This is a genomic window from Idiomarina sp. Sol25 (assembly GCF_033052775.1).
Taxonomy (GTDB): Bacteria; Pseudomonadota; Gammaproteobacteria; order Enterobacterales; family Alteromonadaceae; genus Idiomarina.
The window spans coordinates 175,021-188,534 of the sequence record NZ_JAUPEW010000001.1; the positions used below are offsets into that span (position 1 = coordinate 175,021).

Consider the following 13,514-nt stretch of genomic DNA (forward strand, 5'->3'; position numbering starts at 1 on the left):
TACCTCGACTTTTATTGGGTTAATGTCTGGATAAGTGGTGAACGGTTCTGGCCTTGAGCGATAAATGAGCAAAGTTCTTTGGGAACCTGCTGTTGCGCTTCCTTTGCGGCTTGTCTCGTCTCAAATATTGAAAAAAGACATGCTCCACTGCCAGTGAGCCGAGTCGGGGCGTATTCTAGCAAGGCACGGCGTAACATAGCAACTTCGGTGTGTAGATCGCAGACCACCGGTTCAAACACATTCGCTACTTTTTGCTGTTGCCAGTTTTCCGCGGTAACTGGCGAGCAGTTGCGCTGTAGTTCAGGGTGAGAGAACAGTGCTGCCGTGCTGATAGAAACATTGGGTTTAACCACTAAATACCACGGAGTAGGTGGTGTTATATTAGTGAATACATCGCCGATACCTTCAGCAAAACAGGCATGTCCATGAATAAATACCGGTACGTCGGCACCGAGCTTGCGACCTATTGCCTGTAATTCAGTGTTATTTAAATGACTGCCCCAAAGCTGATTCAACCCAACAAGTGCAGTTGCCGCATTGGATGACCCCCCACCTAACCCGGCACCCTGAGGAAGTCTCTTAATTAATTCAACCGAGCAGCCGGGTAATTGCGTCATGCCTTTTTCTTCGTAAGCTTTTTTCAGCGCTGTTAGCGCTTTCCAGACTAAATTCTCTTCGCGGGGAATAAGGCTGTTGCGGTCAACTAAATCAAACTGGTTGTCATCGGCTGTGCAGAACTTCAGGGTGTCAGCGTAGTCCAGAAACTGAAAAACGGTCTGTAAATTGTGGTACCCGTCGGCGCGGCGTCCGATAATATGCAAAAACAGATTAAGTTTCGCCGGAGCGGGGAGCGTTAATGTATTGACTGCCATTCGTTCACTTGCACCTTTATCTGTAGCTCAGGACTTTCCAAATGGATTTGTTCCGGTAAGGTTACTGTTTGTGCTTTGTTCTGATCGTAGAACCAACTGAGCTGCCAGTTTTGCCCCTGATGAAATATCGTCGACTGAGCTAAGGTTCCATCTTTATGATAACTCACGGACTCTAACGTACTTGTTTTTCTTCCCAGAACCCAGTTGTGTAACTGTTCAAAGGGAACAGTCGCACCCAGCAGACGGTATAGCAAGGCATCGGCTGAAGGAGCCCAGCGTTCCTGGTTATCGGAGTCAGTCAACAAAGCGCCGCTGTCGTCGACGATCAGTTTAGCCAGTTGGCCTTTTAGCGGATGAGAAAAACGAATGACTTGCTGGTGGGGCTGGTAACGCCAGTTAATGTAAAAGCTGTCTCTTTCCTTATTCTGCTTCTGGATAACCGCCATGCGACCACTTAGAGACCATTGTTGCAACTGCTCCAGCTTTTGTTGATGGGAATCAATAATACGTTGATTAACTTCGGCACTGCTTGCTTGCTCTGATGGCGTCGGCAGCGCGCACCCGGTTAACGATGTAATAACAACCAGGCAAACCCAGAATAGTCGGCGTTGAATCATATTTTTCAATTGCTGCAATCGGAATGTAATTAGTTGACCAGAAAGCGCTGTCACTTTCAATGACTAAGGCTTTCACGTACAATCGGGCAACTTAGATTTTGGCCGCGTTGGGATAACGAGTTTCACAGTCAGATGACCATTTCAGCTCTCGGAATTAATCATAAAACCGCATCAGTCGATTTGCGCGAGCAAGTCGCGTTCAGTGCTGAACAGCTTGATGCTGCGCTGCAGGCCGTGCGTAATCTTCAAGGTGTTGAAGAAGCCGTTATCGTCTCTACCTGTAACCGAACCGAGCTCTATTGCCGAGGGGAAGTGTCTGGCGACTTGCTCCTGGGCTGGTTAACCGGTTTCCACAAATTGGCACCAAAGGCTCTGGAAAATCATCACTATCATTTTCAGGGCGAGCAGGCCATTACTCACCTTATGTCGGTTGCTAGTGGTTTAGATTCGCTGGTATTGGGCGAGCCACAAATTCTTGGTCAGGTAAAACAAGCCTATCAGGCGGCGAAACGTCAGGCCTCTGTCGGCGGTATTCTTGAACGTTTATTTCAGCAAACCTTTCGTGTTGCGAAAACCGTTAGAAATGAAACGGCGGTAGGTCAAAACGCGGTTTCGGTTGCATATGCTGCGGTCTCTATGGCGCGTCATATCTTTGCCAATTTGCAAAAATCGAAGGTGCTGCTGATTGGAGCGGGTGATACTTCCGAGCTGGTTGCTCAGCATCTAAAACAACAAGGCGTTAGTGAAATTCTGGTGGCAAACCGAACCTTGCAACGGGCTAGTGAGATGGCCGAGCGTGTTGGTGCAACGGCTCACAGTCTGTCTGAGCTATCAGAGTTATTACCGCAGGCCGATATTGTTGTCAGTTCAACCGCCAGTACCTTGCCTATTGTTGGTAAAGGAAGCATTGAAAAAGCACTGAAAAAGCGTCGGCATAGACCCATGCTGTTAATTGACCTGGCTGTGCCACGAGACATTGAAGAGCAGGTTAATGAACTCGATGACGCGTATCTTTATACCGTTGACGATCTGCAAAGTATTATTAGTGAAAATATCCGTAACCGTGAGCAGGCCGCTCGTGAAGCTCAGGTTATTATTCAGCAGCAAACGAAAGAGTTTAATGACTGGCTGAAGTCGCTGAACAGTGTCGAGCTGGTGCGGGAGTATCGTACGCACACAAAAAACTTAGCCGACGAGCAGTTAAAGAAAGCGATAGCGCAAATAGAGCAGGGCAAAGACCCGGCCGAAGTGCTGCAGCGATTCAGTCATAGGCTGGTGCAGCAGTTAACGCATAAACCGACAAGCTTATTGAAATCTGCCGGCGAAAATAACGACCAATATACGCTGGCCGTTTTGCAACAACTTTGGTCAGAGCCATCCTCTGACTCATCAAAAGGCAAATAAAAACATGTTGAATCCATCCATTGAACGTAAACTAGAAGGATTAGTTGAGCGTTATCAGGAAGTGCAGGCTTTATTGGGTGAACCCGATGTGATCAGTGATCAAAACCGTTTTCGCTCATTGTCGCGTGAGTACTCTCAATTGGAAGAGGTGGTTGGTTGCTTTGAAGAGTACCGCCAGAATCAGGAGGATCAGACAGCCGCAAAAGATATGGCTGAAGATGATGACGCTGACATGCGTGAAATGGCGGAAGAAGAGCTAAAAGAGGCGAAAAAAGCCGAAGAAGAGCTGGAGAACCGCTTACAACTTCTGTTGCTACCTAAAGACCCTAACGACGATCGTTCATGCTATTTGGAGATTCGTGCCGGAGCTGGCGGTGATGAGGCTTCGATATTCGCTGGTGACTTGTTTCGTATGTACAGCCGCTACGCTGAAAAAAATGGATGGAAGGTCAATATAGTCAGTGCCAGTGAAGGTGAGCATGGTGGCTATAAAGAAATCATTGCTCACATGAGTGGTGACGGTGTTTACGGACGCATGAAGTTTGAGTCTGGTGGGCACCGCGTACAACGTGTTCCGGAAACTGAATCGCAAGGGCGTATTCATACTTCAGCTTGTACTGTTGCTGTGTTACCGGAAATTCCAGAAGCCGAGGCCGTTGAAATTAATCCGACCGACTTACGTGTCGATACTTATCGCGCCTCCGGTGCTGGTGGTCAGCACGTTAACCGAACCGATTCTGCTATTCGTCTTACCCACATACCAACCGGTGTGGTGGTTGAATGTCAGGAAGAACGTTCGCAGCATAAAAACCGGGCTAAAGCCATGTCGGTTTTACAGGCAAGAATACAACGTCTGGAAGATGAAAAACGTCAGGCAGAAGAAGACAGTACCCGTCGTAACCTGGTAGGAAGTGGTGATCGTTCAGAGCGTATTCGCACTTATAATTACCCGCAAAGCCGGGTAACAGACCACCGTATTAACCTGACGCTGTATCGGTTAGATGAAGTACTTACCGGCGATATCGATTTGATACTGGATGCCATTATTACTGAGCATCAGGCGGATCAACTGGCGGCTCTGTCTGAAGGACAGCAATGACGCTGGAGCAAGCCATAAACTGGGGGCGGGAGCAGTTAAAGCAGACTGAAGACGCTGCTGCGGATGTTTCTGCCTTACTTTGCTTTGTGCTGGATAAAGAAAAAACGTACCTTATGACCTGGCCGGAAAAGCTGCTGACGGAAGAGCAGCACCGCCATTATGAGGAATGTATTTTAGCCCGGCAGAAAGGCAAGCCCGTGGCTCATATCACTGGTCGCCGCGAGTTTTGGTCATTGATGCTTGAGGTAAACGACAGCACGTTAATTCCCCGTCCCGATACTGAAACGCTGGTTGAAACGGCACTTAGCCTGGAGCTTCCCGAACAGGCGCGCGTACTGGATTTAGGCACGGGTACAGGTGCTGTTGCGCTGGCTTTGAAGTCTGAACGTCCCGGCTGGCAAGTTTGGGCGTGTGATAAAAGCCGCGATGCGGTGGAACTGGCACGCCGAAATAGTCAAGCTTTAGGTTTAAATGTTGATATTTTGTGCAGTAACTGGTTTCAATCTGTGCCAAAGTCTCTTAAATTTGACTTGATTCTATCGAACCCTCCCTACATTGACGCAGGCGATCCGCACTTGAGTATGGGAGATGTCAGATTTGAGCCCCAGACGGCGTTAATTGCGGAAAATAACGGTTTAGCCGATATAGAGACTATTATAAAAGAAGCCAACAACCATTTAGCAGACCAGGGGTGGTTACTACTTGAGCAGGGATGGCAACAGGCTGATAGCGTTGCAGAGCTACTGTTTAAAAGTGGTTACAAAAAGGTTAACCGCTGGCAGGATTATGCTAGGGTAGAACGAGTTACCGGCGGGACAAAAGCCAGGGCGGGGAGAGACGAATAATGAGCAATCAGTTTATGTTTGCTGACGAAGGCAGCCAGCAAACCACAAAATTACCGACAGAATACTGGAAAATTCTGATTGTCGATGATGAACCAGAGGTGCATGCGGTAACCAAACTGGCACTCAACGACTTTAATTTTTTAGGTCGTGGCTTAAAGTTTTACAGTGCTTTTTCTGGTGAAGAGGCAAAGCAGTTAATTGATGAGCATCCTGATGCAGCCATATTACTGCTGGATGTTGTTATGGAAACCGATGATGCCGGACTGCAGGTAGCTCGTTATATTCGTGAAGAAGCTGACAACCATTTTACCCGTATTATTTTGCGAACAGGGCAGCCGGGTCAGGCACCTGAACGCACGGTTATTGTTAACTACGACATCAACGACTACAAATCCAAAACTGAACTTACTGCACAGAAGCTTTTTACTGCAGTAATGTCATCGCTGCGCTCGTACCGCGATATCATGTCCATTGATCAAAGTCGTCACGGGCTTGAAAAAATCATCGCTGCTTCGGCTAACCTTTATGCTCTGCAACCAATGAACAGTTTTGTTGATGGTTTAGTGCAGCAGTTGAGCTGGGTCATCGGCGGTGCCAAACAAACCTTGTATGCTACCTCTAACGAAGACGGCTCGTCCTATAAAGTGCTAGCCGCTCACGGAGAGGACTCTGGAGTGTGTGTTGGTCAGACGTTACGTTCGGTTATTCCGTCAAAAGCCTTAGCCGAGCTAGAGCATGTTATCGCAAATCATGGCTCGTATTATGGTGACGACTTTGTGCTGTTATATTGCCGCAGTCATTGCCGGTCGCACGGTTCTGTTTTGTTTATCGGCGGCTTATCCAGAGCACTTACGGCCGATGATCACCATGTGCTTCAACTATTTTCTGAAAACGTACAGCTGGCGCAAGATAACGTGGTCTGTCTGGAAGATTCCGATAAGTTTCTGGCGCGTTTAGCTGACCAACTTATGCTGCACCATGCCAGCCACTTTAACGGCATTCTGGAGCAAAATAGCGAAGTCCGGCTGGCCTACGCTGTAGCTCAAAAAGTTGCGGCAGAAGACGCAGAGACAACGGCTTTGGCCTGGTCTTTATTCGCGCAGGCGCGACCGTTGCTTAACTGCGCTTCGGATGCGGCTGCAGCGGTAGAAACTACGTGTCAGCAACGAGTTGCCCGCTCATTACGAGCGCTGGGTCACGGTGAGCACGAAGCAACACAAAGTGCGCACAGAGCACTTATTGAGAGACTGGAACGCTGGGACGGTCTGGGTTTGCCCGAAGGTAAACAAGGCTCGGATATTGCGATAAGTACTCAGGTTCTTCTGTTGACCGAGCAGTTGCTGGATTGGTGGGAAAGTGGCATTAGTGACAGCGATATTGCTGTGCGCCTGAAAGACGAGCGGGGCCGCTATTATTCACCTAAGTTTCTTGATGTTGTTATAAAATCCCTGCCTGAGCTGAGAACCATTTAATTAAATTAAAAATAAGAGGTTACTGTGTACACTGCTTTTAAACACCTGCATGTATTATTTGTGCTGATTTCGATCAGCCTTTTTTTATTCCGTTTTGTGCTTTTGCTTCTTGACTCTCCTTTATTAAAAAAGAAGTGGCTGAAGATAGTCCCTCACATTAACGATACCTTATTGTTACTCAGTGCTGTGGGTATCATGGTGACGTTAAGCATGTACCCAATTCAGGTTCCATGGTTAACCGATAAAGTCATAGGTGTTATTGCTTATATTGGCTTTGGTGTCTTAGCTATGAAAGGAAAAACAGCGGGTGCGCGCTGGCTTGGTTTTATTGGTGCTTGTGGCTGGATAGCCTTCCTGTTTCATGTGGCCGTGTCCAAACAAGCACTTATTGCCGGTTAAGTTAAGGGAGTACCTATGTTAGCGCCTGAGTCTGTTGTTTCGGAAACGAATGCCTTAATCACTAACGATGGGGTTGTAATTGGTTTATTGCTGGCCATTCTTGGCTTTGTATTTTACACCAATAGCAGCGAGCATCCTGTTTTCAAAAAATTCTATCGCTTTGTTCCGGCTTTATTGCTTTGCTATTTCATACCGTCTTTGCTGAATACCTTTGGTATTGTCGATGGCAATCAAACCGCCGTAACAGATATAGCAATGGATTACCTGTTACCTGCCTGTATGGTCTTGCTTACCTTAAGTCTGGATTTAAAAGCCGTAGTGGGTCTCGGGTCAAAGGCTCTTATTCTATTTTTAACCGGTACTTTCGGTATTGTCATTGGCGGCCCTATAGCCTTGTTACTGGTGTCTGCTATATTCCCTGAAATGCTTGGTGGCGCTGGCCCCGATGCAGTTTGGCGTGGCATGACAACCATTGCCGGAAGCTGGATTGGCGGTGGCGCAAACCAAGCTGCCATGAAAGAAGTTTACGAAGTTGGCGGTGATATTTTCTCAGCTATGGTGACTGTCGACATTATTGTTGCCAACTTATGGATGGCTGTACTGCTTTATATGGCCGCAAATGCCAAGAAAATTGATGCCCGCACCGGCGCTGACACATCCGCTATCGATAACATTCGTCGTAAAGTGGAGCAGTATGAAGCGGAGCATGTCAGAAACCCAAGCTTACGTGATTTAATGCTAATTCTGGCTATTGGCTTTGGTGTGGCCGGGATAGCGCATTTTCTGGCCGACTGGATAGCACCGGGAATAGCAACGAACTATCCTGCATTAAGTAAATTCAGTCTCGACAGTTTGTTTTTCTGGGTCATTGTGTTAGCCACTGCTGGCGGTATTGCGCTTTCCTTTACCCGGGCTCGTTCTTTGGAAGCTGCGGGGGCGTCTAAAATAGGTTCGGTCTTTGTTTACATATTGGTTGCCAGCATCGGCTTACATATGGACGTGACTAAAATTGTCGAGGCGCCTAAGTACTTCTTAATTGGTGCTATCTGGATGTTGATCCACGCCGGGCTTATGTTACTTGTGGCCAAACTGCTTCGTGCTCCTGTGTTTTATATGGCGGTGGGCAGTCAGGCTAATGTGGGGGGCGCAGCGTCGGCACCGGTTGTCGCTTCAGCTTTTCATCCGTCATTGGCGCCGGTTGGTGTATTATTAGCGGTAATGGGTTATGCGCTTGGAACCTATATGGCGTATTTCGCCGGACAGATTCTACGAGTTGTCGGTAGTTAACCGCGGGAGTTTATGATGATTAAAGAGTTACAGCTTGGTGACATTCAAATAGCAAATGATAAACCCTTTGTTTTATTTGGCGGAATGAACGTGCTGGAATCTCGTGATTTAGCGTTGCGAGTTGCCGAGCATTACGTTGAGGTAACCAGTAAACTTGGCATACCTTACGTGTTTAAGGCGTCGTTTGATAAAGCCAACCGGTCATCTATTCACTCTTTTCGCGGCCCCGGTCTGGAAGAAGGGTTACGCATTTTTGAAGAAGTGAAACAGCAGTTTAATGTGCCTTTAATTACCGATGTACACGAACCGCATCAGGCCGCTCCGGTCGCTGAAGTGGTTGACGTATTGCAGTTACCGGCGTTTCTTGCCCGTCAGACTGACCTGGTGGTAGCACTGGCTGAAACCGGGTCTATGGTGAATATTAAAAAGCCACAGTTTCTTGCACCACAGGAAATGAAGCACATCATTAAAAAGTTTGCCGAGGCTGGTAATGAAAAACTGATGCTGTGTGAGCGCGGCTCAAGCTTTGGCTATAACAATCTTATTGTTGATATGCTCGGCATGGACGAAATGAAGCCTATGGCGCCGGTGATTTTTGACGCAACTCACGCTTTGCAGCGTCCTGGTGGCCGAACCGACTCCGCTGACGGACGCCGCGCGCAAGCAGCACAGCTGGCTCGTTCTGGTATGTCGCTGGGTATTGCAGGATTGTTTATTGAAGCACACCCGAACCCCGATGAAGCGAAATGTGATGGTCCCTGTGCGTTGCCTCTGCATGCTCTGGAACCCTACCTTCAGCAGATGAAAGCGATTGATGATTTGGTAAAATCATTTGCTCCTTTAGACACGTCTAACTAGAACGATGTCAATGCAAGCCAGCCAGTCATTGCGTCAGACTCCGCTTGATAAACGTCAGGCTGTTAAGTTATTGCTGAAAGCCATTGGCGGCCTCATCGCCTTGCTTTCTATCGCCTTGCTCGCGCCTTTTGTTATGGCGGTGGTCAATGGTGAAAAAGAGCAGTGGACCTATCTGACGCTGTCCAGCTTAGGTTTGGTTTTTGGTTTGGTTTTGTTCCTGCAGCCAGCGGGTGATGCCAAGCTGCGGGCAAGACAGGTTTTCCTGTTAACCTCCTTGTGCTGGGTTTCGGCCAGCTTATTTGCAACTTTGCCATTTATTTTTGCACGCCCTTATCTGGACTTCTCCAGTGCCTGGTTTGAAGCCATGTCAGCCATTACCACTACCGGAGCGACAGTTATATCCGGGCTGGACGATTTACCCGCAAGTGTTTTGTTGTGGCGCGCTATGCTGCAATGGTTGGGCGGAATTGGAATTATCGTTATGGCTATGGCCATTTTGCCGTTTTTGCAAGTTGGCGGCATGCGGTTGTTCCAGGCTGAATCCTCGGACATGTCGGGGAAATTTATGCCGCGTTCCAGCCATATGGTTTTGGCAATAGGGCGGGTCTACCTCATTCTGACGGTTGCCGTTATTAGTTTGTACTTGATTGGCGGCATGGGCAGTTTTGATGCCTTCGTTCACGGCATGACCACCATAGCGACAGCCGGCTTCTCGAACTACGATGCGTCTTTTGGGCATTTCTCTGATACACCCTTTTTGGTCATAACCGGCACGCTTTTTATGGTCGCAGGCGCTTTGCCTTTTGTGCTCTACATTCGCTTTTTAAAAGGTGACTTTGGGCCACTTTGGAAGGATAGCCAAGTACGCGCTTTTGTTACCTTCCTTTTCATTGTTATTGCATTGATTACCTTGGTTCAGATAGTTAAAGGGCGGGAACTTGGCGACGCATTAATGCATACCGCGTTTAATGTTGTTTCGGTAGTGACCACAACCGGCTACGCAACCGAAGATTACGGAAACTGGGGAAGCTGGTCATTAATGGCGTTCTTCTACTTAATGTTTATTGGGGGATGTACCGGCTCCACTTCTGGCGGTATGAAGATTTTTCGTTTTCAGTTGTCGCAGCTTTTATTAAGAAAGCAGTTCAGCCAACTAATTCACCCTAACCTCGTTAGCGTCCAAACCTATCAGGATCGTCGGGTAAATGACTCTTTACTTGGTTCAATGGTCGCTTTTTGCTTTATGTACTTTTTGCTGATAGCCGTTATTGCATTAGGTTTGTCATTATTTGAACTGGATTTTATGACGGCAATATCTGGTGCAGCTTCCGCAGTAGGTAACGTTGGACCTGGATTAGGTGACATTATTGGCCCGGCTGGTAACTTCGCCAGCCTTGATGCTGGTGCTAAGTTGTTGCTAATTTTTGCTATGTTGGCAGGGCGGCTGGAAATTATGACCGTACTTATTTTGTTCCACCGTCATTACTGGCGGCACTAATAGTGTAGCCTACTAAGGTTTACACTCTCACCAAAAATAAATTCAGCGAACACTTGCACGCTGAAACCACATGAATTAAATTAAACGCATGTTTAAATCATGCGTTTATTTATTTCATGGCAGCCCGAATTCCGACTCAAAAGAAAATACTTAATGCCGCAGAAATGCTCTTTTCCCGCGATGGGTTTGAGCAGACTTCATTACGGCAAATTACGCAGGAAGCAGGGGTTAACCTTGCTTCTGTAAACTATCACTTTGGCTCAAAAAAAGCACTTATTCAGGCCGTAATGGCGCGTTACTTGGTTGTTTTCATGCCCGTTTTGGAGGAACAGTTGAAACTGGCAGAGCAGCAGAGCGAGCTAAAAACAGAAGAGCTGTTTAAGCGCTTTAAAATACCTCTGGCAAAGTTAACCGAGGTCAATAAACACGGTCCCGATATCTTTTTGAGGTTACTGGGCTTTGCTTACTCTGAAATTCAGGGCCATTTACGTAAATACACTCAGCAGGAGTTTGGTGAGGTATTGCAGCATTTAATGGCTTTATTAAAGCGCGCAAATCCACATTTGGATGAGCAACAAATGTTCTGGCGTCTACACTTTATTTTGGGAGCGGCAGTTTTTGCCCAAGTATCGGGACAAGCTCTGATTGAAATTGCGGAGGCTGAGTTCAATCAAAAAGTGGGTGCGCAGGACGTTATCGATCATTTGATCCCATTTGTTTCCGGCGGGCTGGAAGAAGCATAATAAACCTGTCGTAAATTTGATATTTGACTACACTTTCATTGTGATGGTGCACTGGAGATACCCATGGAAATTCTTATTCTGTTAGTGGTTTTAGTGGTACTGGTGTTTGCAGTCGGAGATATTCGTCGCAGCCTGGTAACTAAGCCTGTTTTTGCAATTTTTAAACGCATTTTGCCACCCATGTCTGACACAGAACGTGAGGCTATGGAGGCGGGTGATGTTTGGTGGGACGGAGAACTGTTCAGCGGACGCCCGGACTGGCAAAAACTGCTGGATGTACCTGAACCTAAGCTAACCGCCGAGGAACAGACGTTTGTCGATAACCAGCTGGCTAAGCTGCTGGATATGCTGGACGATTTCAAAATTGTTCAGCAGGATCGCGATTTGCCCAAACAAGTTTGGGATTATCTGCGTAAAGAACGCTTCTTCGCCATGATTATTGGTAAAGATTACGGCGGCCTTGATTTTACCCCAGCGGCAAATTCCTACATCGTCTCGCGCATTGCCAGTCGTTCTATCAGTGCTGCGGTATCTGTTATGGTTCCGAACTCTCTGGGGCCGGGCGAACTACTAACGCATTATGGTACTAAAGAACAAAAAGACTACTGGTTGCCGCGTCTTTCTGATGGCACTGACATTCCGTGTTTCGCCTTAACCGGACCAGAAGCTGGCTCCGATGCTGGTTCAATTCCGGATGAAGGTATTATTTGTAAAGGCGAGCACGAGGGTGAAGAAGTTGTTGGTATTCGTCTTAACTGGTCGAAGCGTTACATTACCTTAGCGCCTTCAGCAACAGTTCTGGGTCTGGCATTTAAGCTCTACGATCCGGAAGCCTTATTAGGTGATAAAAAAGAAATTGGTATTACTTGTGCGTTAATCCCGACATCGCACAAAGGTATTGAAATTGGCGATCGTCATTTCCCTCTGAACCAGGCGTTTCTGAACGGTACAACCTTTGGTAAAGACGTCTTTATTCCGTTGAAATGGATTATTGGTGGTTCAGATTATGCCGGTAAAGGCTGGCGTATGCTGGTTGAATGTTTGTCAGCAGGGCGTGGTATTTCATTGCCGGCACTGGCTGCTGCATCAGGCCACGTAACTCAGCGTATGACTGGCGCTTACGCTTATGTGCGTCAGCAATTCGGCATGCCAATTGGTATGTTCGAAGGTGTTCAGTCATCAATGGGTAAAATTGGCGGAACCAACTACACACTCGAATCTATGCGTCGTCTGACCATTTCTGCTTTATGTCAGGGGCAGAGTCCTTCGGTGGTAACCGCCATGACCAAATACCACATGACCGAAATGGGTCGTGAAGTATTAGAGCACGCAATGGATGTTCACGCCGGTAAAGGCATTCAATTAGGTCCGCATAATTATCTGGGCCACGCCTACATGGCGACACCAGTGTCTATTACGGTTGAGGGCGCAAATATTCTGACCCGAAACTTGATGATATTTGGTCAGGGCGCAACGCGTTGTCACCCCTACGTACTTAAAGAAATGAAAGCTGCGGCTAACCCGAATGAAGACGAGGGCATGCGTGAGTTCGACGGTCTGCTGATGAAACATATCGGTTTTGCCGTCAGTAACGTCTTTGGCAGCTTATGGCTGGGTCTGAGCGGCGCACGCTTTGGCGAGTCTCCGGTGAGTGGTGAAACTGCGCATTATTATCGTAAGCTGGGTCGTATGAGTCGTGGTTTAGCTTTAGCATCAGATATTTCTATGCTGATGATGGGCGGCGATTTGAAACGTAAAGAAATGATTTCAGCCCGCTTAGGTGACATTTTAAGTCATTTATATATGGGTTCGGCAGTACTGAAGCGCTTTGAAGACGAAGGCCGTCAAGTAGCTGATTTACCTTACGTTCATTATGCGCTGAAGCACCATTTATACAGCATTGCCGATGCGTTTTACGGTTTCTTTGATAACTTCCCGAATCGCTTCATGGCGTGGGTAATGCGTATTTTGATATTCCCACTGGGCAATCATTTCAAAAAACCGTCTGATGAAATTTTACAGGACATCAGTGTCAGCATGATGGAGCCGGGCGTTACTCGTGACCGTCATACCTTCCTGTGTTACTGGAAAGACAGTATTGGTGATGCCACCGGACATATGGAAAAAGCCTTTATTTCGATGCTGGAAATGAAGTCAGTTTACAAAAGCCTGCGTAAGGCTCAAAAGCGCGGTGAGATCTCATCAAACCTTAATGGTAAAGAGCTGGCTGATGCGGCTCTGGAAAAAGGCCTGGTGGATAAAGACACGGCAACTAAACTGGCTGAAACCGAAGAGTTGCGCTTAACCGCAATTGGTGTTGATAGCTTTGCGCCGGGTATTATCGAAAACAATCAGTTTTACACCACCAAAGGTGACATAAGAAAAGCAGCGGTTAAAGACTAACCGCTGCTGCATCGGGT

At 47.4% G+C, this 13,514-nt stretch carries 12 protein-coding genes; 10 read left to right on the forward strand and 2 right to left on the reverse strand.

Going from position 1 to position 13,514, the window contains the following annotated elements:
- Positions 1–11: 11 nt before the first annotated feature.
- Both ispE and lolB read right to left on the reverse strand, forming a co-directional pair.
- Positions 12–872: a 4-(cytidine 5'-diphospho)-2-C-methyl-D-erythritol kinase gene (gene ispE, locus Q5L94_RS00795; RefSeq protein WP_317496605.1), complete on the reverse strand. Its 861-nt coding sequence runs from the start codon at positions 870–872 to the stop codon at positions 12–14.
- A complete protein-coding gene (gene lolB / locus Q5L94_RS00800) occupies positions 854–1,489 on the reverse strand; it encodes a lipoprotein insertase outer membrane protein LolB (RefSeq protein ID WP_317496606.1) in 636 nt (211 codons plus the stop codon). The genes ispE and lolB overlap by 19 nt, the downstream gene beginning before the upstream one ends.
- Before the next feature lie 132 nt (positions 1,490–1,621).
- Between lolB and hemA the strand changes: the two genes are divergently transcribed.
- The 10 genes from hemA (at position 1,622) to Q5L94_RS00850 (ending at position 13,497) form a co-directional block, all read left to right on the forward strand.
- A complete protein-coding gene (gene hemA / locus Q5L94_RS00805; RefSeq protein ID WP_317496607.1) occupies positions 1,622–2,893 on the forward strand; it encodes a glutamyl-tRNA reductase in 1,272 nt (423 codons plus the stop codon).
- A gap of 4 nt (positions 2,894–2,897) precedes the next feature.
- The gene (gene prfA / locus Q5L94_RS00810; protein WP_411161920.1) at positions 2,898–3,992 is read left to right on the forward strand and encodes a peptide chain release factor 1; all 1,095 of its coding nucleotides are present in this window, start codon (positions 2,898–2,900) and stop codon (positions 3,990–3,992) included.
- A complete protein-coding gene (gene prmC / locus Q5L94_RS00815; RefSeq protein ID WP_317496608.1) occupies positions 3,989–4,837 on the forward strand; it encodes a peptide chain release factor N(5)-glutamine methyltransferase in 849 nt (282 codons plus the stop codon). Before prfA ends, prmC begins: the two co-directional genes overlap by 4 nt.
- On the forward strand, positions 4,837–6,309 hold the full coding sequence (locus tag Q5L94_RS00820; RefSeq protein ID WP_317496609.1) for a DUF3369 domain-containing protein: 1,473 nt from the start codon (positions 4,837–4,839) through the stop codon (positions 6,307–6,309). The genes prmC and Q5L94_RS00820 overlap by 1 nt, the downstream gene beginning before the upstream one ends.
- 24 nt (positions 6,310–6,333) lie before the next feature.
- Positions 6,334–6,708, forward strand: coding sequence for a SirB2 family protein (locus Q5L94_RS00825; RefSeq protein WP_317496610.1), 375 nt, complete (start codon positions 6,334–6,336; stop codon positions 6,706–6,708).
- Between the two features lie 15 nt (positions 6,709–6,723).
- Entirely contained in the window at positions 6,724–7,995 is a 1,272-nt protein-coding gene (locus Q5L94_RS00830) for a DUF819 domain-containing protein (protein ID WP_317496611.1), read from the forward strand.
- Positions 7,996–8,010: 15 nt separating this feature from the next.
- Positions 8,011–8,853 carry a 3-deoxy-8-phosphooctulonate synthase gene (gene kdsA, locus Q5L94_RS00835; RefSeq protein ID WP_411161927.1) on the forward strand — a complete coding sequence of 281 codons (843 nt, stop codon included), beginning with the start codon at positions 8,011–8,013 and terminating at the stop codon, positions 8,851–8,853.
- A 10-nt stretch (positions 8,854–8,863) separates the two neighbouring features.
- A complete protein-coding gene (locus tag Q5L94_RS00840) occupies positions 8,864–10,351 on the forward strand; it encodes a TrkH family potassium uptake protein (RefSeq protein WP_317496613.1) in 1,488 nt (495 codons plus the stop codon).
- A 116-nt stretch (positions 10,352–10,467) separates the two neighbouring features.
- Positions 10,468–11,094: a TetR/AcrR family transcriptional regulator gene (locus tag Q5L94_RS00845; RefSeq protein WP_011234169.1), complete on the forward strand. Its 627-nt coding sequence runs from the start codon at positions 10,468–10,470 to the stop codon at positions 11,092–11,094.
- Between the two features lie 63 nt (positions 11,095–11,157).
- Positions 11,158–13,497 carry an acyl-CoA dehydrogenase gene (locus Q5L94_RS00850; protein ID WP_317496614.1) on the forward strand — a complete coding sequence of 780 codons (2,340 nt, stop codon included), beginning with the start codon at positions 11,158–11,160 and terminating at the stop codon, positions 13,495–13,497.
- Positions 13,498–13,514 lie beyond the last annotated feature (17 nt).

Excerpts from the sequence above, each read along its gene's own strand:
- ispE (WP_317496605.1), bottom strand. The coding sequence starts at position 872 with ATGGCAGTCAATACATTAACGCTCCCCGCTCCGGCGAAACTTAATCTG.
- lolB (WP_317496606.1), bottom strand. The coding sequence starts at position 1,489 with ATGATTCAACGCCGACTATTCTGGGTTTGCCTGGTTGTTATTACATCG.
- hemA (WP_317496607.1), top strand. The coding sequence starts at position 1,622 with ATGACCATTTCAGCTCTCGGAATTAATCATAAAACCGCATCAGTCGAT.
- prfA (WP_411161920.1), top strand. The coding sequence starts at position 2,898 with ATGTTGAATCCATCCATTGAACGTAAACTAGAAGGATTAGTTGAGCGT.
- prmC (WP_317496608.1), top strand. The coding sequence starts at position 3,989 with ATGACGCTGGAGCAAGCCATAAACTGGGGGCGGGAGCAGTTAAAGCAG.
- Q5L94_RS00820 (WP_317496609.1), top strand. The coding sequence starts at position 4,837 with ATGAGCAATCAGTTTATGTTTGCTGACGAAGGCAGCCAGCAAACCACA.
- Q5L94_RS00830 (WP_317496611.1), top strand. The coding sequence starts at position 6,724 with ATGTTAGCGCCTGAGTCTGTTGTTTCGGAAACGAATGCCTTAATCACT.
- kdsA (WP_411161927.1), top strand. The coding sequence starts at position 8,011 with ATGATTAAAGAGTTACAGCTTGGTGACATTCAAATAGCAAATGATAAA.
- Q5L94_RS00840 (WP_317496613.1), top strand. The coding sequence starts at position 8,864 with ATGCAAGCCAGCCAGTCATTGCGTCAGACTCCGCTTGATAAACGTCAG.
- Q5L94_RS00845 (WP_011234169.1), top strand. The coding sequence starts at position 10,468 with ATGGCAGCCCGAATTCCGACTCAAAAGAAAATACTTAATGCCGCAGAA.
- Q5L94_RS00850 (WP_317496614.1), top strand. The coding sequence starts at position 11,158 with ATGGAAATTCTTATTCTGTTAGTGGTTTTAGTGGTACTGGTGTTTGCA.